At 66.6% G+C, this 21,666-nt stretch carries 24 protein-coding genes and 1 pseudogene; 14 read left to right on the top strand and 11 right to left on the bottom strand.

The features are described from left to right. Positions 1 to 3 precede the first annotated feature (3 nt). The 3 genes from ACJH71_RS08990 to ACJH71_RS08980 form a co-directional block, all read right to left on the bottom strand. Positions 4 to 741 (bottom strand): SDR family NAD(P)-dependent oxidoreductase, encoded by a 738-nt coding sequence (locus tag ACJH71_RS08990; RefSeq protein WP_406757680.1) that lies wholly within the window; start codon positions 739 to 741, stop codon positions 4 to 6. Between the two features lies 1 nt (position 742). Continuing rightward, positions 743 to 2,668: a flavin-containing monooxygenase gene (locus ACJH71_RS08985; protein WP_406757679.1), complete on the bottom strand. Its 1,926-nt coding sequence runs from the start codon at positions 2,666 to 2,668 to the stop codon at positions 743 to 745. Between the two features lie 124 nt (positions 2,669 to 2,792). After that, positions 2,793 to 3,707, bottom strand: a complete 915-nt coding sequence (locus ACJH71_RS08980; protein WP_406757678.1) for a sensor domain-containing protein — start codon at positions 3,705 to 3,707, stop codon at positions 2,793 to 2,795. Positions 3,708 to 3,819: 112 nt separating this feature from the next. Between ACJH71_RS08980 and ACJH71_RS08975 the strand changes: the two genes are divergently transcribed. From ACJH71_RS08975 to ACJH71_RS08920, 12 genes and pseudogenes are all read left to right on the top strand, one after another. Beyond that, positions 3,820 to 4,467 carry a rhomboid-like protein gene (locus ACJH71_RS08975; RefSeq protein WP_406757677.1) on the top strand — a complete coding sequence of 216 codons (648 nt, stop codon included), beginning with the start codon at positions 3,820 to 3,822 and terminating at the stop codon, positions 4,465 to 4,467. Between the two features lie 32 nt (positions 4,468 to 4,499). Beyond that, positions 4,500 to 5,921 carry an NAD(P)H-hydrate dehydratase gene (locus ACJH71_RS08970; protein WP_406757676.1) on the top strand — a complete coding sequence of 474 codons (1,422 nt, stop codon included), beginning with the start codon at positions 4,500 to 4,502 and terminating at the stop codon, positions 5,919 to 5,921. Between the two features lie 12 nt (positions 5,922 to 5,933). After that, positions 5,934 to 7,322 (top strand): glutamate decarboxylase, encoded by a 1,389-nt coding sequence (locus tag ACJH71_RS08965; protein WP_406757675.1) that lies wholly within the window; start codon positions 5,934 to 5,936, stop codon positions 7,320 to 7,322. A 122-nt stretch (positions 7,323 to 7,444) separates the two neighbouring features. Next, positions 7,445 to 8,599, top strand: coding sequence for an alanine racemase (gene alr / locus ACJH71_RS08960; protein ID WP_406757674.1), 1,155 nt, complete (start codon positions 7,445 to 7,447; stop codon positions 8,597 to 8,599). Then, the gene (locus ACJH71_RS08955) at positions 8,589 to 9,695 is read left to right on the top strand and encodes an alpha/beta fold hydrolase (RefSeq protein ID WP_406757673.1); all 1,107 of its coding nucleotides are present in this window, start codon (positions 8,589 to 8,591) and stop codon (positions 9,693 to 9,695) included. The genes alr and ACJH71_RS08955 overlap by 11 nt, the downstream gene beginning before the upstream one ends. Then, positions 9,688 to 10,149, top strand: coding sequence for a tRNA (adenosine(37)-N6)-threonylcarbamoyltransferase complex ATPase subunit type 1 TsaE (gene tsaE / locus ACJH71_RS08950; protein ID WP_406757672.1), 462 nt, complete (start codon positions 9,688 to 9,690; stop codon positions 10,147 to 10,149). Before ACJH71_RS08955 ends, tsaE begins: the two co-directional genes overlap by 8 nt. Further along, a pseudogene (gene tsaB, locus ACJH71_RS08945) lies at positions 10,134 to 10,760 on the top strand (tRNA (adenosine(37)-N6)-threonylcarbamoyltransferase complex dimerization subunit type 1 TsaB); the annotation flags it as partial. The gene tsaE and the pseudogene tsaB, both read left to right, overlap by 16 nt. Before the next feature lie 15 nt (positions 10,761 to 10,775). Beyond that, positions 10,776 to 11,222: a ribosomal protein S18-alanine N-acetyltransferase gene (rimI, locus tag ACJH71_RS08940; RefSeq protein ID WP_406757921.1), complete on the top strand. Its 447-nt coding sequence runs from the start codon at positions 10,776 to 10,778 to the stop codon at positions 11,220 to 11,222. After that, positions 11,219 to 12,253, top strand: coding sequence for a tRNA (adenosine(37)-N6)-threonylcarbamoyltransferase complex transferase subunit TsaD (tsaD, locus tag ACJH71_RS08935; protein ID WP_406757671.1), 1,035 nt, complete (start codon positions 11,219 to 11,221; stop codon positions 12,251 to 12,253). The genes rimI and tsaD overlap by 4 nt, the downstream gene beginning before the upstream one ends. Before the next feature lie 196 nt (positions 12,254 to 12,449). Beyond that, positions 12,450 to 12,752, top strand: coding sequence for a co-chaperone GroES (groES, locus tag ACJH71_RS08930; RefSeq protein WP_406757670.1), 303 nt, complete (start codon positions 12,450 to 12,452; stop codon positions 12,750 to 12,752). Between the two features lie 91 nt (positions 12,753 to 12,843). Then, positions 12,844 to 14,460: a chaperonin GroEL gene (groL, locus tag ACJH71_RS08925; protein WP_406757669.1), complete on the top strand. Its 1,617-nt coding sequence runs from the start codon at positions 12,844 to 12,846 to the stop codon at positions 14,458 to 14,460. Between the two features lie 182 nt (positions 14,461 to 14,642). Then, positions 14,643 to 14,813: a BRO family protein gene (locus tag ACJH71_RS08920; protein ID WP_406757920.1), complete on the top strand. Its 171-nt coding sequence runs from the start codon at positions 14,643 to 14,645 to the stop codon at positions 14,811 to 14,813. On the opposite strand, the gene ACJH71_RS08915 is transcribed toward ACJH71_RS08920, so the two are convergent. The 7 genes from ACJH71_RS08915 to ACJH71_RS08885 all read right to left on the bottom strand — a co-directional run bounded on the left by ACJH71_RS08915 (position 14,782) and on the right by ACJH71_RS08885 (position 18,695). Further along, positions 14,782 to 15,540, bottom strand: coding sequence for a hypothetical protein (locus tag ACJH71_RS08915; protein ID WP_406757668.1), 759 nt, complete (start codon positions 15,538 to 15,540; stop codon positions 14,782 to 14,784). The two genes, ACJH71_RS08920 and ACJH71_RS08915, sit on opposite strands and share 32 nt — an antisense overlap. Positions 15,541 to 15,595: 55 nt before the next feature. After that, positions 15,596 to 15,913, bottom strand: a complete 318-nt coding sequence (locus ACJH71_RS08910) for a DUF732 domain-containing protein (RefSeq protein ID WP_406757667.1) — start codon at positions 15,911 to 15,913, stop codon at positions 15,596 to 15,598. Between the two features lie 43 nt (positions 15,914 to 15,956). Then, on the bottom strand, positions 15,957 to 16,676 hold the full coding sequence (locus ACJH71_RS08905) for a hypothetical protein (protein WP_406757666.1): 720 nt from the start codon (positions 16,674 to 16,676) through the stop codon (positions 15,957 to 15,959). Between the two features lie 6 nt (positions 16,677 to 16,682). After that, positions 16,683 to 16,874, bottom strand: coding sequence for a hypothetical protein (locus ACJH71_RS08900; protein WP_406757665.1), 192 nt, complete (start codon positions 16,872 to 16,874; stop codon positions 16,683 to 16,685). 195 nt (positions 16,875 to 17,069) lie between these two features. Next, the gene (locus ACJH71_RS08895; protein ID WP_406757664.1) at positions 17,070 to 17,414 is read right to left on the bottom strand and encodes a hypothetical protein; all 345 of its coding nucleotides are present in this window, start codon (positions 17,412 to 17,414) and stop codon (positions 17,070 to 17,072) included. A 244-nt stretch (positions 17,415 to 17,658) separates the two neighbouring features. Next, a complete protein-coding gene (locus ACJH71_RS08890; RefSeq protein ID WP_406757663.1) occupies positions 17,659 to 18,060 on the bottom strand; it encodes a hydrogenase in 402 nt (133 codons plus the stop codon). 104 nt (positions 18,061 to 18,164) lie between these two features. Then, a complete protein-coding gene (locus ACJH71_RS08885) occupies positions 18,165 to 18,695 on the bottom strand; it encodes an HXXEE domain-containing protein (protein ID WP_406757662.1) in 531 nt (176 codons plus the stop codon). 157 nt (positions 18,696 to 18,852) lie between these two features. Between ACJH71_RS08885 and ACJH71_RS08880 the strand changes: the two genes are divergently transcribed. Further along, positions 18,853 to 19,953, top strand: coding sequence for a ferritin-like domain-containing protein (locus tag ACJH71_RS08880; RefSeq protein ID WP_406757661.1), 1,101 nt, complete (start codon positions 18,853 to 18,855; stop codon positions 19,951 to 19,953). A gap of 2 nt (positions 19,954 to 19,955) precedes the next feature. On the opposite strand, the gene ACJH71_RS08875 is transcribed toward ACJH71_RS08880, so the two are convergent. Further along, positions 19,956 to 20,519, bottom strand: coding sequence for a TetR/AcrR family transcriptional regulator (locus ACJH71_RS08875; protein WP_406757660.1), 564 nt, complete (start codon positions 20,517 to 20,519; stop codon positions 19,956 to 19,958). Positions 20,520 to 20,671: 152 nt separating this feature from the next. On the opposite strand from ACJH71_RS08875, the gene ACJH71_RS08870 reads away from it, so the two are divergent. Then, positions 20,672 to 21,637, top strand: a complete 966-nt coding sequence (locus ACJH71_RS08870; protein ID WP_406757659.1) for an oxygenase MpaB family protein — start codon at positions 20,672 to 20,674, stop codon at positions 21,635 to 21,637. The last annotated feature ends 29 nt before the right edge of the window (positions 21,638 to 21,666 follow it).

Here is a 21,666-nt window from a genome sequence, read left to right as displayed (position 1 = left end):
ACCTCACGGATGCCGGGCGGTGACTCCACCGTCGACGACGATCTGGGTCCCGGTGATGAACGACGCCCGGGGCGACATCAGGAACGCCACCGCCTGGGCGACCTCGCCCGGTTGACCGATCCGCCCCAGCGGCGCGGCGGCCACAAAGCCGGCCGCGACTTCTTCGACGTCGAGCGCGATCTGCAGCATCGGTGTCTCGATGAAGCCAGGACAGACCGCGTTGATACGGATTCCGGCCGGACCCAGTTGGGCGGCCATCGACCTGGTCAGCCCCAGCAGTCCGGCCTTGGAGGCGCAGTAGGCCGGGATGAACGGGTTGGCGGTCAGCCCCTCGATGCTCGAGATGCCGACCACCGCTGGGTCGCCGCCTGCTCGGGCGACGGACTCCAGGTGCGGCAGCATCAACTGCACCAGCATCGCCTGGGCGCGCAGGTTGACGCTCATCACGGCGTCCCAGGATTCGCCGGTGTAGGCGCCCACCGGTTCGGGCAGCACCCGGCCCGCGGCATGCACCAGCCCGTCGATTCCGTCCAGCGCCTCAGCCGCTGCCGCGACCGCGGCGGGCATCCCGGCGTCGTCGCAGACGTCGACCACCGTGCCGGGCATTCCCAAACTCTCGGCCACGTCCAGAACCGTTGGGGCTATGTCCCACAACGCAACCCGGCGGCCGTCGGCAACCAGGGCCTGGGCGCAGGCCCGGCCGATTCCCGATGCTGCCCCGGTGACGACAACTCCGCTCAATTCAGCGCTCCTTTGCGATGACGAACTGCGACCAATCCGGTTCACGCACCGCCGACCAGTACTCGTCGAGCCGCCACGGGCTCACGGTATGGATCTCGCCGTCGGCGTTCTTGAAATAGGAATGCTTGACCGCCGGATGCGCCCACACCGTCTTGGTGATCGCGGCCTGGGTGGCCTGATGCCACTCGGTGGCCGCCCGCACGGTCGGCTCGATCGAGTGCAGCTGTTCATCGGCGAGCTTGGCCAGGCAGGCGTCGATGTAGCGCATCTCCAACTCGGAGTTGAAGATCAGGCTGCCGCCGTGTGCCAGATGCGCGCCGGGGCCGTAGAGCACAAAGAAGTTCGGGAAGCCGGGCACAGTGATGCCCAGATACGCGTACGGCTTGCTGCCCCACAGCGCGTGTAGATCGGTGCCGTCGCGGCCGGTGATGCGCATCGGCCACAACACATCGGTGTGCCGAAAACCGGTGGCGTACACGATCACATCCACCTCGTGGTGGACGCCGTCGTCGGTCTCCACGCCCTGCGGGGTGATTCGCCGAATGGCGGTGCGGTCCAGTTCGACGTTGTCGCGCCGCAGGGTTTTGAGCCAGGTGCCGTTGTCCTGCAGGGTGCGCTTGCCGGTCGCCGGATAGTCCGGCAGCACCTTGGCCAGCAGCTCGTCGTCGTCGCCCACCTGATCGGTGATCCAGCCGGTGAACATCTGCCGGGCCAGGGCGTTGATCTCGCTCACCGCGTAGTCCTGGTCGGGATAGTCCGGATCTACTCGGGCGGCCTCCAGGCCCTTGTCGGCACCGGGCCACAGCAGCAGGAAGCGGTACCAGCGGCCGTAGAACGGCAGGTGCTCCAACGCCCAGCGCACCCCGCCGTCGACGGCGTCGTGATACATCGGGTTGGGGAACATCCACTGTGCGGTGCGCTGAAACACCGTCAGGTGAGCCACTTTCTCCGCAATCGCCGGTGCGATCTGAAATCCACTGGCACCCGCCCCGATCAGCGCGACCCGCTTACCGGTCAGGTCGACACTGTGATCCCACGCCGCAGAGTGAAACGACGGCCCGGCGAAACTGTCCGCGCCGTCGAGGTCGGGCAGATTCGGCCGATTGAGCTGACCGACAGCGGTGATCACCGCGCGCGCCGACAGCGTGGACCCTGCGCCGTCGGCGGTGCGGGTGGTCAGCGTCCAGGTTCCGTTGCCCTCGTTCCAGACGGCATCGGTGACCTCGGTACCCCACCGAATATGTTCAGTCAGGCCGTGTTTGGTGACCAGATCGCTGAAGTATGCCCGCAGCTCGGGTTGTTCGGCGAAATAGTGACCCCAGTCGTTGTTGGGTTCGAAGCTGTAGCAGTAGAAGTGGTTCGCGACATCCACCCGAGCGCCCGGGTAGTCGTTCTCCCACCACGTTCCGCCCGGGCCCTCGTTCTTCTCGATGATCGTGAAGGGAATACCGGCCTGGGCCAGCCGAATTCCGGCCAACACGCCCGATTCGCCACAGCCGATCACCACCACCGACAGCTCCGCCGCGCGTTCCACCGGCGCTGGACTGCGCGGGTCGACCCCGTCGAGGTCGAGTTCTTCGGAGAGCAGCCCCAGGTAGGCATCCGGCACGGTCTCGCAGGCCGCCCAGTCCATCATCTCCTTGACCAGCTCGGCAGGCAGGGGAGCGGGCTGCGGGCAGCCGCGATCGCGATAGTCGACGATCACCGGCAGCGCTTCGGCGCGGGCCCGGGCCTTGTCCTCTTCGGACATGAACCCCTGGATCTCGTTGAGGAAGATCCCGTTCTGCCTGAAGTCCCGGATGAAGCGGGGGTCGCCGGTGATGTGCACGCACGACAGCAACAACGTGGGGATGGAGACCTGCTCCAAGGCCGCCGCGATCTCAGCATCGGCGGTGGTGAACGGTTCCCCGGCGTAGCGGTTGCGCAACGGCTCGGCCCTCTCCCTCTATTCGCTACTGTGCGACGCGAAATTGAATCGGACGATACGCGAGGCGCAGGGGCTGATCAAGGAATTGCGTGGCGGGCGGTGTTCGGGAGCCCGCTCGGTCAGCTCACCCGGCCGCGTCGACCTTCCGGGTGATGTCGTTGAGGATGTCCTGCGCCGCATTGGCCGGGATACTGTTACCGCAGACATCGGCCTGCGCGACGACGTTGTTACGGATGGTCAGGGCGTCCTGGCATGACCATCCACCGCCGCCCTCACTGATCGCGGTCGTCTTGACGAGCTCATCGGACTCGGTGACCTCGGTGACGGTCCAGAAAACGCGCGGCTCGTTGTCGCCACTGGTCACGGTCATGTTCAGGGTGCGGCCGGCGCACCTTTTCCACTTGTCGCTCTGCTTGGTGTAGAACGCCTGCGCGTTCTCCGCCCGAGGAAAGGTCGCCACCGACACCAGCAGACCGTGCTTCAGGTCGTGGGTATCGATGTCGGGCGGGCTGTACCAGCGCTGCCAGCGGATCGCGGTCCAACCGGTTCCGGCGTAGACGGGGCCCGAGGCGACCGAACTGATGCCCTGGCAGTCCGCGTCCACCACGGTGACCTCATCCATGGCCTCACCGCTCATCACGACCCCGAGTTCGGGATCAGCCACCGCCGCGGCGAGGGCTTCCTGGCGGGGCAACAACCCGTCGATCTTCGAGACGGGTACCGGTGTCTTGTCAGAGGACGCCGACGCCGTTGCCGAGGTCCCGGTCTTTGCAGCGGGTTTGGCCGTGTCGTGCTGACCACGCCCGGACAGCGTCACGGTGAGCACGACGCCGATCACCGCGAGTACGCAGACCGTGGCCAGCAGCGTCCACATCTTGCGGCGGTTGGGCCCGCGTGATCCCGGGGGCGGACCGCCGAGCCCAGGCGGCAGCAGCGGCGGCGGGAACGGTCCGCCGCCAACCGGCGGGATGGGCTGGTTCATGGGCGCGAAAGGGGACTGGTAATACGGATTGGGCGTCGGACCATGCGGTTCGCTCATGAGGTGCCCCCACATCCCCTGGGGCCGATCGCAGGCGGATGGCCCGATTATCACCGAGGTTATCAGCGGTCGGTCTGTCCGTGTCTGCATCAACCATGCGACGCTGTACGCCGTGGCGGACGTCAGAACGCGCCTGGCGGCGGTGTGGCACTTCGTGCACACCGCGCCGCTGACCTACCTGTGGCTGGCGGTGCTGGGAGTCACCACCGTCATCCAGCACCTGGTCGGCCGGCGGCTGCACACCATGCTCGTCGAGCAATCCACCAACCTGCACCATCTGGCCACCGACCCGCTGGAGGTGCTGGTCTCCAGCCTGCTGTGGATCGACGGTAAGGACTGGTCACCGTATCTGGTGCTTTTCACCCTGTTCCTGGCGCCGGCCGAACACTGGCTGGGCCACCTGCGTTGGCTGATGGTCGGATTGATCTCCCACGTCGGTGCCACCTATGTCAGCGAGGGTGCGCTGTATGCGCTGATCCACCTGCACCGGGAATCGGAGCGCCTGACTTACGCCCGCGACATCGGCGTCAGCTACTTCCTGGTCGGGGTGATGGCGGTGCTCACCTACCGGATCCGTCGGCCCTGGCGCTGGGTTTACCTGGCCGGCCTGGTCGTCATCTTCACGGTGCCGCTGCTCATCAATCCCGACTTCACCGCGATCGGCCACGCCGCCGCGCTGGTGATCGGGTTGTGCTGCTACCCGCTGACCCATCCCCACCATCCGCTGCGACATCACCCGAGTACCGCCGGCGGCCACTAGCCTGACAATCGCGAGCAGGGCGAGGAGGGCAAGTGCGGCATTACTACAGCGTCGAGGTCATTCGCGCCGCCGAAGCACCGCTGTTGGCGAGCCTGCCCGACGGGGTGCTGATGCGCCGGGCGGCGTTCGGGCTGGCGACCGCGATCGCTGGGGAACTGGCCGCGCGCACCGGCGGGATAGCCGGACGCAACCTGTGCGCGGTGGTGGGTTCCGGCGACAACGGCGGCGATGCGCTGTGGGCGGCCACCCTGCTGCGCCGACGCGGCGTGGCGGCCAGCGCCATCCTGCTCGACCCCGAGCGGGCCCACGCCAAAGGTCTCGCGGCGTTCAGACGTGCCGGTGGCCGGATCGTCGACACCGTGCCGCCCGCAACGGATCTGGTGATCGACGGTGTGGTCGGCATCTCCGGGCGCGGCCCGCTGCGGCCGCACGCCGCCGAGATCTTCGCCGACGTCGATGCGCGAGGCATCTCGGTGGTGGCCGTCGATATCCCCAGCGGCTTGGACCCGCACACCGGCGCGGCGGACGGGCCCGCGGTGCACGCCGCTCTCACGGTCACCTTCGGTGGCCTCAAGCCGGTGCACGCGCTGGGGCAGTGCGGGCGGGTCGAGCTCGTCGAGATCGGTCTGGACCTGCCGGACACCGACATTCGGTCATTGACCGCCGCCGACGTCGAGTCCTGCTGGCCGGCGCCCGGTCCCCGCGACGACAAATATACCCAGGGCGTCACCGGAATCCTGGCCGGCTCGGCGACCTACCCGGGCGCGGCGATCCTGTGCGCCGGGGCGGCGGTGGCCGCCACCTCCGGGATGGTGCGCTACGCCGGAAGCGCTGACGCCCAAGTGGTTTCGCACTGGCCGGAAGTGGTCGCCGCACCCAGTCCGGCCGCCGCCGGGAAGGTGCAGGCCTGGGCGGTCGGTCCCGGTCTGGGCACCGGGGAACAGGCCGCCGCCGCACTGTGGTTCGCGCTTGGCGCCGATCTGCCGGTGATCGTCGACGCCGATGCGCTCACCATCCTGGCCGCCCACCCAGCCCTGGTGGCCGAGCGCAACGCCCCAACGGTGCTGACACCGCATGCCGGCGAATACGCCCGGTTGGCCGGGCACCCACCCGGACCCGACCGGGTCGGTGCGGCCCGCGAGCTGGCCGACCGCTTCGGGGCCACCGTGCTGCTCAAGGGCAACGTCACCGTCATCGCCGACCCCGCCGGCCCGGTCTATCTCAACCCGTCCGGCGGGTCATGGGCGGCCACCGCGGGCTCCGGCGACGTGCTGTCCGGGATGATCGGCGCGCTGTTGGCATCGGGCCTGCCCACCGCCCAGGCCGCTGCCGCCGCCGCATTCGTGCACACCCGCGCCGCCGCAGCCTCGGCCGCCGACCCCGGCCCCGGCGACACCCCGACGTCGGCCTCGCGCATCCTGACCCACATCCGCACCGCCCTGGCCCAGCTATAGAGGAGAGTCGCAGTGACCCATTCCCACCCGTCCGTGCCGGCGCATGCCATCGCTCCGGCCTACACCGGCCGGATGTTTACCTCGCCGGTCCCGGCGCTGCGGTTGCCCGACGACCCGATGGACCCGCAGACCGCCTACCGCTTCATCCACGACGAGCTGATGCTCGACGGCAGCTCTCGGCTGAATCTGGCCACCTTCGTCACCACCTGGATGGACCCCGAAGCGTCGGCGCTGATGGCGGAGTCGTTCGACAAGAACATGATCGACAAGGACGAATACCCGGCCACCGCGGCCATTGAGCAGCGCTGCGTGTCCATGGTCGCCGACCTGTTCCACGCCGAGAACCTGCGCGACGACGACCCCGCCAGCGCGATCGGGGTGTCCACCGTCGGGTCCAGCGAGGCGGTGATGCTGGGCGGGCTGGCGATGAAGTGGCGCTGGCGCCAGCAGGTCGGTGACGACTGGAAGGGTCGCACTCCGAACCTGGTGATGGGCTCCAACGTCCAGGTGGTGTGGGAGAAGTTCTGCCGCTACTTCGACGTCGAACCCCGCTACCTGCCGATGGGCCAGGACCGCTACGTGATCACCCCCGAACAGGTGATCGACGCCGTCGACGAGAACACCATCGGCGTGGTGGGCATCCTGGGCACCACCTACACCGGGGAACTCGAACCCGTCGAGCAGATCTGTGCGGCACTGGACACCCTCGCCGCCGGCAGCGGGCCGGACGTGCCGGTGCACGTGGACGCCGCCAGCGGCGGATTCGTGGTGCCCTTCCTGCACCCGGGCCTCAAGTGGGATTTCCGGTTGCCGCGGGTCGTCTCGATCAACGTCAGCGGCCACAAGTACGGCCTGACCTATCCGGGCATCGGCTTCGTGGTGTGGCGCAGCGCCGACTACCTGCCCGAGGAGCTGGTGTTCCGGGTCAACTACCTGGGCGGCGACATGCCGACATTCACGCTGAACTTCTCCCGGCCGGGCAACCAGGTCGTCGGCCAGTACTACAATTTCCTGCGGCTGGGCCGCGCCGGCTACACCGAGGTGATGCGGACCCTGTCCGACACCGCCCGCTGGCTGAGCCACCAGTTGGCCGCTTCTGAGCACTTCGAGGTGATCAGCGACGGTTCGGCGATCCCGGTGGTGAGCTGCCGGCTGGCCGGCGAGCGCGGCTACACCGAGTTCGACGTGTCCCACGAGTTGCGCACCTACGGCTGGCAGGTGCCGGCCTACACCATGCCGGAGGGCGCCGAGGACGTCGCGGTGCTGCGCGTTGTGGTCCGCGAGGGGCTGTCGGCGGATCTCGCCCGCGCGCTTTTCGACGACATCATGAAATCGGTGACCGCGCTGGACCGGGTCAAGCCCGCGGGCCATTACGACGATCAGCAGCACTTTTCGCACTGATCAGGCGAGCGCTGCGGCCGAGTGTGTGTTCTCGGTCGCAAAACGGCTTTGAGGCCGATCAAACCGCACACTCGGCGATCCGACGGGCCGGTTTGGGAGGTTCTGGGACAATCGAACCTGACATGACTGCCGTATCCCGAACGTCCGGCCTGCTGGCGCAGGCGCTGGTGGACCTGGACGCCATTGCCCACAACGTGCGGGTGCTGGACGAACACGCCGGCGCCGCCGGGGTGATGGCTGTGGTCAAGGCCGATGGTTACGGCCACGGCGCCGTCCCGGTGGCCCGCGCCGCGCTGGGTGCCGGTGCGGTCGAACTCGGGGTGGCCACCGTCGACGAGGCGCTGACGTTGCGAGCGGCCGACATCACCGCACCGGTGCTGGCATGGCTGCACGGGCCGCACGCCGACTTCGCTCCCGCCCTGGCCGCCGACGTACAGATCGCGGTCTCTTCAGTGGCGCAGCTGAACGAGTTGCTCGATGCGGTGGAGCGCACCGGGCGCACCGCGACCGTCACGGTCAAGGCCGACACCGGCATGAACCGCAACGGGGTGGGCGGCGCCGACTTCCCGGCACTGGTGACCGCGCTGCAGCGGGCCGTCGCCGACGACGCGATCCGGGTGCGTGGCCTGATGTCGCATCTGGCCTGCGCCGACGAGACTGACAACCCGGTCAACGATGTTCAGGCGCAACGCTTTTCCGACCTGCTGACTGTGGCGCGCGCGCAGGGCCTGGAGTTCCCGGTCGCGCACCTGGCCAACTCGGCAGGGGCGATGACCCGCCCCGACCTGGCCTACGACATGGTTCGGCCGGGAATAGCCATGTACGGCCTGAGCCCCATCCCCGAGCGCGGCGACATGGGCCTGATTCCGGCGATGACGCTGAAATCGCTTGTGGTGTTGGTTCGTCCGATCAAAGCCGGCGAGGCCGTCTCTTACGGGCACACCTGGGTCGCCCCGGTCGACACCACCGTGGCACTGGTGCCGATGGGCTACGCCGACGGGGTGTTCCGACCGCTGAGCGGACGGTTCGACGTGTTGATCAACGGCCGACGTCGGCGCAGCGTCGGGCGCGTCTGCATGGACCAGTTTGTCGTCGATCTGGGTCCCGGCCCCGTCGACGTCACCGAGGGTGACGAGGTCATCGTGTTCGGGTCCGGAGCGGACGGCGAACCGCTGGCCCAGGACTGGGCCGACGTGTTGGGCACCATCCACTATGAGGTGGTCAACAGCCCGCGCGGGCGGGTCGCCAGGACTTATCGGGGCGCCGATGGCGGGTAATCGGCGCGGGTCGCGGCGGGCCGGCGGCTGGCTGGCGGGGGTGGCCGGTCTGGCGGCCGTCGGCACCATCGCCGGAAGCACCATCGCCCGGTCGGTGACGCGACGCACCACCGCCGAAGACGCTTACGCCGATGAGGATTTCGAGATTCTCGACCACGACCACAGCTCGGTGGTGGTCACCGACGACGGCGTGGAACTGGCGGTGCGCGACGTGGGTCCGCGCAATGCACCGCTGACCGTGGTGTTCGCGCACGGATTCTGTCTGCGGATGGGCTCGTTCCATTTTCAGCGGGCGCGGCTGGCAGCGGAGTGGGGCGATCAGGTGCGCATGGTCTTCTACGACCAGCGCGGGCACGGGGATTCCAGCGTTGCCCCACCGGGCACCTACACCGTGCCGCGGCTCGGCCAGGATCTGGAGGCGGTGCTGCGGGCGGCCGTGCCGCGCGGACCGATCGTCCTGGTAGGCCATTCGATGGGCGGCATGACGGTGTTGGCGCACGCACGGCAGTTTCCCCAGCGCTACGGCAACCGGATTGTCGGTACGGCGTTGATATCGTCGGCCGCCAAAGGGGTTTCGCGGTCTCCGCTGGGGCAGATCCTGCGCAACCCGGCGCTGGAAGCCGTGCAGTTCAGTGTGCGGTACGCGCCGAAACTGGTGCACCGGGGCCGCGGCGCGGCGCGCGGGGTGATCGCACCGATTCTGCGGGCCGCCTCCTACGGCACCGACCAGATCAGCCCGAGTGTGGTGGCCTACTCCGAGGAGATGATGCACTCCACCCCGGTCGCCACCATGGTGGGCTTCCTGCACGCCCTGGAAGTCCACGACGAGAGTGCCGCGCTGCCGACGCTGGCCAAGATCCCTACCCTGGTCGCCTGTGGCGACCAGGACCTGCTCACCCCACCGGGGTACTCGCGGGCGATGGCGGCCACGTTGTGGGATTGTGAGCTGGTGATCGTGCCCGGGGCCGGGCATCTGGTGCAGTTGGAGGAACCCGATGTCATCGACGAGGCGCTGGTGCGACTGGTGGAGCGCGCCACTCCGCGCCGTGGCATGCTGACGCACCGGTTGCGCCGAAAGGCCGGGCGCAGTGGCTGATCCGCAGGAGGCGACCCTGTCCACCGCCGAGGACACCGTCGCGCTGGGAGCCCGGCTGGGCGAACAGCTACGAGCCGGCGATGTGGTGGTGCTGTCCGGTCCGCTGGGTGCTGGAAAAACCGTGTTGGCCAAGGGGATCGCCGCGGCACTCGATGTCGATGGTCCGGTCACCTCCCCGACGTACGTGCTGGCCCGCGAACATCGGGCCCGCCGGCCGGGCAGCCCGGCGATGATTCACGTCGACCTTTACCGGCTGCTCGATGAGTCGGGCCTGGACCTGCTGGCCGAGCTGGACTCTTTGGACCTTGACACCGAACTCGACGACGCCGTCGTCGTGGTGGAGTGGGGTGAAGGCCTGGCCGAGCGGCTCTCCGACCGGCACCTGGACATTCGGCTGGACCGCGCGGCGGACTGCGAGACACGCACCGCGACCTGGCGGTGGCACGCGCCGTGACCGGAGCGATTCTCACCATCGACACCGCCACCCCCGCCGTCACCGCCGGCGTGGTGGCCGCCGACCGCCGCACCGTGCTGGCCGAGCGGGTCACCCCCGACGCCCGCGCGCACGCCGAACGGCTGACCCCCAATGTGCTGGGCGCACTGGCCGATGCAGGCCTGACCATGGCCGATCTGGCCGCGGTCGTAGTGGGTTGCGGACCGGGACCGTTCACCGGCCTGCGGGTCGGGATGGCCAGCGCCGCGGCCTATGGCCACGCCCTGGGCATCCCGGTGTACGGCGTGTGCAGCCTGGACGCGATGGGCGTGCGCACTTCCGGACCGACCCTGGTGGTCACCGATGCTCGCCGTCGAGAGGTCTACTGGGCGCGCTATCGCGACGGGGCCCGGGTGGCGGGCCCGGCAGTGTGTGCCCCGGCCGCCGTCGACCCCGCCGATGCCGTCGCGCTGGCCGGCTCGCCTGCGCACACCGAGCTGTTCGGCCTGCCGATCCTTGACGTCACATATCCGACTCCTGCGGGACTGGTTGCCGCAGTGCGGGATTGGAATGAGGCGCCGGAATCGCTGGTACCGCTGTACCTGCGTCGCCCCGACGCCAAGCCCCCAGCGACCGTCGCTGCGCCGGTGACGCTGGGCGCGCTGGTTCACAGCGACGCGCTGCGCTGCGCCGAACTGGAAGCCCAACTGTTCGGTGGCGACGACCCGTGGCCGGCCGAGGCGTTCAGCCGGGCGATCGATGCTCGTGACAACCACTACGTCGCCGCCCGGATCGGCGACGCCGTGGTGGGCTACGGCGGAATCGCGCGGCTCGGGCGCACCGCGCCGTTCGAATACGAGGTGCACACCATCGGGGTGGACAAGGCACACCAGGGGCGCGGCATCGGGCGGCGACTGCTCACCGACCTGCTGGAGTACGCCGACGGCGGCGTCGTGTACCTAGAGGTCCGCACCGACAACGCCGCGGCGATCGCGCTCTACCGCGACGTCGGTTTCGTCGAGACCGGACTTCGTAAGCGCTACTACCGCAATGGCGCCGACGCCTACACCATGCGGCGGGGGGCCCGATCTTGACAGTAGTCCTGGCCATTGAATCCTCTTGCGACGAAACAGGTGTCGGCATCACCCGCCTGGAATCCGACGGCACCCTGACGCTGCTGGCCGACGAGGTGGCCTCCAGCGTGGAGGAGCACACCCGGTTCGGCGGGGTGGTGCCCGAGATCGCGTCCCGGGCGCACCTGGAGGCGTTGGGCCCCACCATGCGCCGGGCGTTGGCAACGGCGGGGTTGGGAGGGGACCGCCGTCCGGACGCAGTCGCAGCCACCATCGGGCCGGGCCTGGCCGGGGCGCTGCTGGTGGGTGCGGCCGCGGCCAAGGCCTACGCGGCGGCCTGGGGAGTGCCGTTCTACGCCGTCAACCACCTGGGCGGGCACCTGGCCGCCGACGTCTATGCCCATGGCCCGCTGCCGGAGTGCGTGGGACTGCTGGTCTCCGGCGGCCACACCCACCTGCTGCATGTGCGGTCGCTGGGGGAGCCGATCGTCGAACTCGGCAGCACCGTCGACGACGCGGCGGGGGAGGCCTACGACAAAGTGGCCCGGCTGCTCGGGCTGGGCTATCCGGGTGGGCGGGTGCTCGATGAGCTGGCCCGCACCGGCGACCGCAGTGCGGTGGTGTTCCCGCGCGGGATGACCGGCCCGCGCGACGACCCGTACGTGTTCAGCTTCTCGGGCCTGAAGACCGCGGTGGCCCGCTATGTGGAGCGCAACCCGGACTTCGTCCCAGCCGACGTGGCGGCCGGGTTCCAAGAATCGGTCGCCGACGTGCTGACCGCTAAGGCGGTGCGCGCGGCCACTGATCTGGGGGTCAGCACCCTGCTGATCGCCGGCGGGGTGGCCGCCAACTCCCGGTTGCGTGAACTCGCCGAACAACGCTGTGCGGCAGCAGGCTTAACGCTGCGCATCCCGCCGCTGCGGTTGTGCACCGACAACGGGGCGATGATCGCGTCGTTCGCGGCACACCTGATCGCCGCCGGGGCGGCGCCGTCGCCCCTGGACGTGGCCACCAACCCGGGCCTGCCGGTGGTGCAGGGCCAGATCTCCTGACCGATTCGCAGCGGGGTCACCTTGAGTGCTAGCACTCTCATGTATAGAGTGCTAGGTGGCAGTCGGTCGGATTCTCGCTCGGCACCCGCGACGACGACGCGAGGGCTCGTACGAATGCCGAACACCTTAAGTAAGTACGTTCCGATGGGCTCGGCATCGGCCGGGTCGCATCCAGACAATGTGGAGGGCTCCAATCGTGGCGAGCGTGAACATCAAGCCACTCGAGGACAAGATCCTCGTTCAGGCCAACGAGGCCGAGACCACGACCGCTTCTGGTCTGGTCATTCCGGACACTGCCAAGGAGAAGCCGCAGGAAGGCACTGTCGTTGCCATCGGCCCCGGCCGGTGGGACGAGAGCGGCAGCAAGCGGATCCCGCTGGACGTCGCCGAGGGTGACGTCGTCGTGTACAGCAAGTACGGCGGCACCGAGATCAAGTACGGCGGCCAGGAGTACCTGATCCTGTCCGCGCGCGACGTGCTGGCCATCGTCGGCAAGTAGCCACAAAGCAACCACCGTGCCCGCCCCGGAGATCCCCGTAATACGGGTGATGTCCGGGGCGGCACGCGTAGAGAAAAGGGCTTAAACAGCTATGAGCAAGCAGATTGAGTTCAACGAGGCCGCGCGCCGGGCGTTGGAAGCCGGCGTGAACAAGCTCGCCGACGCAGTCCGGGTGACCCTGGGCCCGCGCGGCCGGACGGTGGTGCTGGCCAAGTCCTTCGGCGGCCCGACGGTGACCATGGACGGCGTCACCGTGGCCCGCGACGTGGACCTGGAAGACCCGTTCGAGAACCTCGGCGCCCAGTTGGTGAAGTCGGTGGCCACCAAGACCAACGACGTGGCCGGCGACGGCACCACCACCGCCACCGTGCTGGCCCAGGCCATCATCTCCGGCGGGCTGCGCAACGTTGCGGCCGGCGCCAACCCGATCGCGCTGGGCGCCGGCATCGCCAAGGCCGCCGACGCCGTGTCCGAAGCGCTGCTGGCCGCGGCCATCCCGGTCTCCGGCAAGGAATCGATCGCCCAGGTGGCCAACGTGTCCTCGCGCGACGAGGAGATCGGTGAGCTGGTCGGTGAGGCGATGACCAAGGTCGGGACCGACGGCGTGGTCAGCGTGGAGGAGTCCTCGACCCTGTCCACCGAGCTGGAGATCACCGACGGTGTGGGCTTCGACAAGGGTTTCCTGTCGGCGTACTTCGTCACCGACTTCGACTCGCAGGAAGCCGTCCTCGAAGACGCCCTGATTTTGTTGCACCGCGACAAGATCAGCTCGCTGCCGGACCTGCTGCCGCTGCTGGAGAAGGTCGTTGAGGCGAACAAGCCGCTGCTGATCATCGCCGAGGACGTCGAGGGCGAGCCGCTGTCGACCCTGGTGGTCAACGCAATCCGCAAGACGCTCAAGGCCGTTGCCGTCAAGGCGCCCTACTTCGGTGACCGCCGCAAGGCGTTCCTGGAGGACCTCGCGATTGTCACCGGCGCTCAGGTGGTCAACCCCGATGTGGGCTTGACGCTGCGGGAGGCCGGCCTGGACGTGCTGGGCACGGCTCGCCGGGTGGTGGTCAGCAAGGACGACACCGTGATCGTCGACGGCGCCGGCACCGCCGAGGCCATCGCGGGGCGGGTCAAGCAGCTGCGTGCCGAGATCGAGGCGACCGACTCCGACTGGGACCGCGAAAAGCTCGAGGAGCGGCTGGCCAAGCTGGCCGGCGGCGTGGCCGTGATCAAGGTCGGCGCAGCCACCGAGACCGCACTCAAGGAGCGCAAGCACCGGGTCGAAGACGCGGTGGCGGCGGCCAAGGCTGCGGTGGAGGAGGGCATCGTCACCGGCGGCGGTGTGGCGCTGGTACAGGCCCGCGCGGCGTTGGCGGGGCTGGCGCTGACCGGCGACGAGGCGACCGGCGCGGAGGTGTTCGCCGCCGCGCTGAGCGCGCCGCTGTACTGGATCGCCACCAACGCCGGCGTCGACGGTGCCGTGGTGACCAGCAAGGTCTCCGAGCTGGCGGCCGGGCAGGGCTTCAACGCCGCAACGCTGTCCTACGGCGACCTGGCCGCCGATGGTGTCATCGACCCGGTGAAGGTGACCCGCTCAGCGGTGCTCAACGCCGCGTCGGTGGCGCGGATGGTGCTGACCACCGAGACCGCTGTGGTCGACAAGCCCGTCGAGGTCGACGCGCACGCCGGCCACGGCCATCACGGGCACGCCCACTAGATAGTTCGCACGAAACGCCCCCGGTCCTGATGGGCCGGGGGCGTTTTTGTGCGGCCTGCGTGTGCCGACCACCATCGCCGAGAACAGCGCGGAGCTGCGGGCCCTGACCATCGACGGTGAGCCCGTGGTTCGTCGCCAAGGAACGTGTGCGACGTGCCTGATGTGTCCAACGTGAGCCAGCGCTGACCTACCTGGACGACGACGAACGTGATTCCATCATTAATAATGATGGAATCCCTGGAACCCCGGTGAGGACCGTCGTCAACGAGTCCGGGCTGTACTCGCTGATCCTGCGGAGTCGCAAGCCGCAGGCGAAGCGGTTCAACGAGGCAGCGTCGTGGCGATTCGCTTGAATCGTCGACCCCTCCGAATCAATTCAGTCAACACGAGTATGGCGCCTATGACAACCACGCCTGTTGCGACATTAAAGGACCATGCAAAGATGCTATCCCAGGGTGGCTTTAGCTTAGCGCCGTAACCGTCTATAATAGACTTAACTATCAGGGCCAGGATAAATGGCAAAGTGGCTGAAATTCCTGTGATTTGCTGCGTCCGTATGCTCGCATTGAAATCAGCCGTTGACCATTCTTTAGCTTCGACCAAATCTGTGTCGATGAGTGGGTTTGACACCACCCTGAAGTTGGGTTTGCCGTCTAGCACTAGGCGAATCGCGCAGCGTTCACCAGCAGCGATCTTCCCAGGGGTCAAAAGGAGGAATGTCGGCGCGGTGTCGAACTGAAATAGCTGCTCTTCATCGCTGTCATTGTTCAATCTGAGGCTGGCGATTACTTCCGACCCTAGCCAAAATTTGACAGGCTTCTGTGCATCGAAATCTGCGGTTGCAATGTCCTTGTGTCCCACGTTGGTCGCCGCTATTGTAAGTAGGAAGGGATTGTTTATCCTGCGTCCTTTTATTCTAACCTCTAGATCGCCATTAGTAACAACACCTGCGGCTACCAGCGGGGTAGTGTGGGTCTCAATTGCAAGTCGCTTCCGCCGCTTGTTGTACCAAAAATAGTATCCGGCAGCCAGTACCCCGCCAAGCGAGATCAGCGGGACCACGTATTTCAGATAATCCACGCACAGGATCGTAGCGCGGACATCAGGTCCGCATTAGCAAACTTGAGTTCACCCTCTACAAAGTGTCGGGACACAGGTGACGCTGGGAAGCGGCGATCATCTTGTCCGGGTCGAAGTAGACGTTGAAGCCTCGCTTCGAATCGGCCAGCGCCTGCGGGGACATCCCGCCGCGGATCTGGCCGCAGGCCTCGTATCCACCGGCCACCAGCTGGGCATCACCCATCAACCCGCCCATCGGCAGGATCGCACCGTTCCCTCGGACTTCTGAGATGAATCCGGCGTCGTCACCTGCTGAGGCAGGCGCAGCGGCTAGCAGCGCCGCAGAGCAGAGGGAACTGGCCAGGGCGACAAGGGTGAACGCTGGTGTCTTCATGCGGGCACCGTAACTACTACCTCGGACAGGTCGCGCGTATGCCTCAAGTTCCGGCCAGTGAGTCCAGCCATCGGATCACTAGCCCACGGATGTAGTCGCGTCCCTCCGCGATAGTCATGGTGTTCTTTGGGACTCCCGGCATCCGGGCGTGCCGTGCACTCGACCCGCTGACGCCGGGTAGGTTCGCCGACCCCGTGAACGCCGAGTCGGTGACCTTGTCGGCCCAACCGAGTTCATGGATTTTGTCGGGCATGATCGCATCTCGGATGATTTCGTGAATCTTGTACAGTTCAACCCACCCGAGTTGCTGGGACTGGCCCATAATTTCGAGCGCTTCAACCGTGTCTGGGTGCTTGCTCGCCGCCGCGAATCTTCCCGGCCCACGGGGTGGAGGGCTAGGAACAACGGTGCCATCTGGCTTCGTCACGGTGATAGTCGGTCTACCGACCTGTATGCGAAGTTCCGCGACGGACTCCAGAAAAATCACCTGATGTTCCGAGGCTCCCTCGGAAAATGAGCCTTTCAGCTTCACGGGACGAAGTGTTGTGTTTGTCGCACGGGCGAAGCCGTTCACGGTGACCACAAGTGCTTTCGCAACTTCGTAGTACGCCTGGCCAGTTGGCGGGTTGTCGATCTCGGGTGCGGTCAGATAATAGCCGTCTCTTTCGGCGTCGTGGACCACGCGGGTATCGCCGTCCGGCAACAGCCTGGCCAGTGCGTCTAGATCCGCGGGATCACCATCCAGCCATGCTTTAATCACCATCGAGCATCAGTCTTCGTCGCGGTCGTCTTTGAACTCTTTCCAAGCCTCGGACTGAGACAAGCCCCGCGCAACGCATTCGTCCGCGTAGAAGCGTCCGAATTCTTTCTGAACTGCAACGGTGACCCACGCGCCTTCGTGGCGTCGCATCTCGGCGTACCGGTAACCCAATACATAGTTTTGGTCGCGCTCCGTAACCATCACAACCCCTCTCTCCGTGCAGCGAGCGACGCTACGCCGGGATCGAGCACAACGCAAATAGATCGGCGCACATAATTTGCACTTCCATGTCCACAATGCGCAAATGTCCTATAGTTTAGCTACAGTGACCGTATAGTGCTTTTATAGACTTAAAGGTAAGCAGCGGTGCTGTCCCGTCGCCAGGGCCGGTATCTGTCAAGTTTCGGTGAGCAGATCCACCGCCTTCTGGGTGAAGGCGCCGCCGGCTCGACCCGGTGACCGTTCAAGTAGGCCCTCACGGGCCGCCCGCCATAGGTGATTCTTGATAGCGGCGGGCGACTTCCCCGAGAGCTTGGCGACGGCCTCCAACGGTTTCGGCTCTGATGCGGCGGGGGCTGAATAGACCACGGACAGCATCGCCGGGTACTCGTCCGCGACGCCGTGTGACGACATCTCGGCCAGCGTGTGGCCGATGGTCTCCCAGTTGATCTCGGGGGCCTCAGACGAGAACTCGTCAGCGGCGCGCACCACTTCAGCAGCGGCTCGCAAAGTCGACCTCACGCAGTACCGTCTGAGAGATGCCGGCTGCTGGCCTCTTGTCGGGATCGGTTGGACGGATCACCAACCTTTCCGGCCTGTGCCTGTCGTCTGCGTACCACGTCATTTCAACGGTCCACTCGTCGTGAGGCCCGATTGACGGTCCCCCTGTATTGACCCTTGACTCCGCGCGCGGAAGCCACGTCGCTATCGGGGGTTGGGCAAGGACGCGGGAGAGGTAACCAGCCGGTGGTCGGCAGGCGGCGCCTCAGAGTCCGACGATGACGATGATCACGCCGACCACGATCGACACTGCGAGCGACACCAATAGGAAGCCGACGATCCCTTCTTTGCCCGCTGATGTCGCATGATCCCCCGCCGCGATCGGGGCGAACTTCCGGCCGGCGCCCCATGCCGCTGCGAGCAGTGTCGCCAGCCAGTTCGCGTAGGCGGCGTAGACGATCAGTGAGACCGCCGTAACTCCCCACGCGTTGGGCAAATGGATGTATGGCCACAGCAGGCCCAACAGCGCCAGGAACATTCCGTTGAGCGTTGCCTCCAGATGGCTCGACAGCGCCATGCGAGGGTTCTTGCACGCGGGAATGGCGAGCCCGGTGAGCAGGCCGAGCAGAAACAGGAGCAATCCGAGCTTGAACAGGACTGCCTGCATGTCAGAAGCGTAGGAGTGCTCCGCGGCGCGCGTTGCGGATTGGCCGGGCAGTGGAACCCTTCTCGATCGCCGGCACCGTCGCTGCGTCGATGACTTCGTTGTGGTCAGACGGCGAAGTGGAACAGCCCGTACCAAACGACGAAGGCGAACAGCGCCAGACCACCCAGTAGGGCCAGGGTGAACTGGCCCCTGGTGAGGACCCTCTCCTTGATGGTGACGGTGCCGATTACGAGGCAGATCGGGTAGTAGAACAGCATGGCGGTGACGACGCCGGGCGAATACCGATCGAGAGCCGGCGTCATCGCCAGATGAAAGAGTGCGTCCCAGAACAGGTTTGCGCTGGCGAAGGCAACCAACGCAGCGCTGCGAGGCAGGGTCTGCCTTCGGTAGTTCGCGTAGACCAGCGTCACCAGGATCGCCATGAAGGCGACGTTGTTGGCGGCGAAGGCGGCGTTGTCGAAGCGGCCGTGGACGTCATGGGTGACCCACGCGGGAAATCCGCCGAGGTATTCCTCGACGATGTGCAGGAGGTAGGCGGCCGGCATCAGCCAGATGACGTTCCGGAAGCGCGGCAGCGTCAGGTCAGTCCGGGGTTCCGCCGCCGCACGCCGCGCTCGTGCGTCGTTGCCGTCCATGCCGACGATCTTCGCTCACTGCGGGGCCTTCGGTCGGCGATTCGAGAGGGGCCGCGACGAAGGTTTCGGCCCCGCCATCCTTGACGCGCCGCCGCCCGCGGCGCAGTGTGATACACGTCATGAGACCACTGGTCACACCCGGTAAAGGCGGCAGCGCATGACCACACGGGACAAGTACACCGACGTTCCCACGCCGTACTCGTGGGAGGTCCCCAGCGCCGGCGACGCGCGCTTCACGTGGGAGTACGACGACGGGCGATCCCGGCTGCTGTCGCTGTATCAGAAGGGCAAGGACAAGCAGTGGGATGCCCAGTCACGCATTGACTGGTCCCAAGACGTCGATCCGATGAACCCGGTGGGTCTGCCCGACGAGTTCCATCCACTGTTCGGCAGCCCGATGTGGGAGGCCGCGGACGACGCGCGCCGAGCCGAGATGCGCCAGCACTCCCAGGCCTGGCAGTTCTCCCAGTTCCTGCACGGCGAGCAGGGCGCGATGGTGTGTGCGGCCAAGATCGTCGAGGTCGTCCCGGATCTGGACGCGAAGTTCTACGCGGCCACCCAGACCATGGACGAGGCCCGGCACGTCGAGACCTTCTCGCGGTTCCTGCAAGAGAAGATCGGCCTCGTCTACCCGATCAACAAGAACCTGACCGCGCTGCTGGATGACACCCTGCGTGACTCCCGCTGGGACATGCCCTATCTGGGCATGCAGGTCCTTATCGAGGGGCTGGCACTGGCGGCGTTCGGGGTGCAGCGTGACCTGGCGGCACCGGACTCACTGGCGAAGAAGGTGCTGGCCTACGTCATGCAGGACGAGGCCCGCCATGTCGCCTTCGGTCGAATCTCGTTGAAGGACTACTATTCCGAGCTCACTGACGCTGAACGGGACGACCGCGAAGAGTTCGTCGTGGATGCCTGCTACCTGATGCGCGACCGATTCCGCGGCGAGGAGGTCTTCGAGACCCTCGGCATGAACGTCAAAGAGTGCGCGGAATGGGTCGACTCGTCACCGCTGATGATCCAGTTCCGGTCGCACCTGTTCAGTCGCATCGTGCCGATTGTCAAGGACATCGGGTTGTGGGGCCCCAAGGTGCAGAAGGCGTTTCGGGACATGGGTGTGCTCGACATGGCCGGTTTCGACATCGAGGCCCTGATGAAGGCCGACGAGGATCAGGCCGAATCCCTGGACCGGGCGCACGCCGAGATGGCCGCGCGCGCCGTCGAGGTCAACGAGGTGATCACGGCGGGCGCGAGCTAACCCTACGAGCTGGGCGCCAGCAGCCCGGCCGAGGCGAACTTCAGCCCGGCCCGCAGTTCGTCGAGCGAGATGGGGTCGTCGGACTCGATGTAGCGCATGGTGGTTGCCACGGCCATATTGAAGAACAACCAAGCCAGAGCGCTCGGGCTCAGTTCGTCGCGGTATTGGCTGCGGTAGTGACTCATGTGCAGTGTGGTCATCGCCAACAAGGTGGCGTTGAGTCCGGAGACGTTCTCGAACGCGCGCAGATGATCGGGCCGTTGTGCCAGATAGCGGATCAGTCGCCGGTTGGCGATCGTGTAGTCGACGAGAATGTCGATCGATGCCTCCATAGCTGAGGCCGGCCGGTCCAGCGTGATCGCCCGCAGCATGTCCTCGATCGCGGGCGCCTGTTCGGCGGCAAGGCGCTCCACCGCGGCGTCGATGATCTGCTCCTTGTTCGCGAAGTACTGATAGATCGATCCCTTGCTGATGTCGGCCGTCTCAGCGATCAGGTTGGTGGTGATCTGCTCGGGCGGGTGCCGGTGCAACAGCCACGCCGTCGACGTCACTATTTTTGCGACCATCTCACGGGAACGCGCCTGCTGTGGCGACTTTCGGTGCCGTGAACTGGGGCTATGCACGTTCACCTGACCTCCTAACGCGACTTGTATGCGACCGTACGTGCACATTAGCGTCGGCGCCAGGATCAGATGGCACGGGAAGACAGGGGAATCCGATGACCTCAACACCCGATCTCGAGGCTCACCAGCCCGCCCAGGAGGTCGAGGACATCGAGGACCTCGAACAGATCGAACTCATTCCACCGGAATCGCTGACCGCCGAGCACACCGGCCGATGGACCTTCCTCATCCTCGAGGGCGCGGCGTTCATGATGCAGGCCATGCATCCGGTCATCGCCGAGGTCACCGGCCGCTATTCGGCGGCCTTCCACGGCGACCCGGGCGGCCGGGCGATCCGCTCGGTCGACTCGGTGCTGCGCTGGACCTACGGCGGAACCGAGGCCAAGGCCGAGGGTGACCGCGTTCGCGCCCTGCACAAACCGATCACGATGAAAAGCGCCGAAACCGGCAAACGGATCAGCGCCTTGCATCCGGAGTCCTACCAGTGGGTGATTGCCACCGGCTACATCATCAACGCCCAGTCGGGGCGACTGATGATCGGTCGCGAGTTCACCGACGCCGAAAAGGAAGAGCTGCTGCGCGACAACCGCCGGTTGGCCCGGTTGCTGCACGTGCCGATGCGGGGTTATCCCGAGTCGCAGCAGGAGATGGCCGACTACTACGAGCGGATGATCGACACCCTGCGCGGCACACCGCAGGCGCGCCAGTTGATCGCCGACCTGCAGTCCGGGAAGGCCGAGCTGCCGCCGGCGGTGCCGAAACTGTTGGCGCCGCTGGTGCAGGCCGCACTACGACCCGCCATGCGGTTCAACTACCTGTCGGTGGTCGGGCTGCTGGACCCGCGCCTTCGCGAGAAGCTCGGCGTCACCTGGAGTGCCGACGAGCAGCGTCAGCTCACCCGCATCTACACCGCGATTCGGGTTGCCTACCGCGTGCTGCCCGACCGGCTCACCTACTTCCCGCTGGCCTACCACGCCCGTAAGCACCACCAGTGCCTCGAGAAGATGAAGCAGCGTCAGGAGAAGTCGTTCGCCTACCAGCTGCCGAAGGGCTCGGGATAACTCGGAGCGGGCGAATCTATTGCATCGGT

This window comes from Mycobacterium sp. SMC-15 (assembly GCF_045310925.1).
GTDB lineage: Bacteria > Actinomycetota > Actinomycetes > Mycobacteriales > Mycobacteriaceae > Mycobacterium.
This window is presented reverse-complemented; position numbering and strand designations above follow the sequence as displayed.

Bases quoted from the DNA above. Each gene is read 5' to 3' on its own strand.
- ACJH71_RS08980 (WP_406757678.1), bottom strand. From the start codon at position 3,707: ATGAGCGAACCGCATGGTCCGACGCCCAATCCGTATTACCAGTCCCCT.
- alr (WP_406757674.1), top strand. From the start codon at position 7,445: ATGACTGCCGTATCCCGAACGTCCGGCCTGCTGGCGCAGGCGCTGGTG.
- ACJH71_RS08955 (WP_406757673.1), top strand. From the start codon at position 8,589: ATGGCGGGTAATCGGCGCGGGTCGCGGCGGGCCGGCGGCTGGCTGGCG.
- groL (WP_406757669.1), top strand. From the start codon at position 12,844: ATGAGCAAGCAGATTGAGTTCAACGAGGCCGCGCGCCGGGCGTTGGAA.
- ACJH71_RS08910 (WP_406757667.1), bottom strand. From the start codon at position 15,913: ATGAAGACACCAGCGTTCACCCTTGTCGCCCTGGCCAGTTCCCTCTGC.
- ACJH71_RS08905 (WP_406757666.1), bottom strand. From the start codon at position 16,676: ATGGTGATTAAAGCATGGCTGGATGGTGATCCCGCGGATCTAGACGCA.
- ACJH71_RS08900 (WP_406757665.1), bottom strand. From the start codon at position 16,874: ATGGTTACGGAGCGCGACCAAAACTATGTATTGGGTTACCGGTACGCC.
- ACJH71_RS08890 (WP_406757663.1), bottom strand. From the start codon at position 18,060: ATGCAGGCAGTCCTGTTCAAGCTCGGATTGCTCCTGTTTCTGCTCGGC.
- ACJH71_RS08885 (WP_406757662.1), bottom strand. From the start codon at position 18,695: ATGGACGGCAACGACGCACGAGCGCGGCGTGCGGCGGCGGAACCCCGG.
- ACJH71_RS08880 (WP_406757661.1), top strand. From the start codon at position 18,853: ATGACCACACGGGACAAGTACACCGACGTTCCCACGCCGTACTCGTGG.
- ACJH71_RS08875 (WP_406757660.1), bottom strand. From the start codon at position 20,519: ATGGTCGCAAAAATAGTGACGTCGACGGCGTGGCTGTTGCACCGGCAC.
- ACJH71_RS08870 (WP_406757659.1), top strand. From the start codon at position 20,672: ATGACCTCAACACCCGATCTCGAGGCTCACCAGCCCGCCCAGGAGGTC.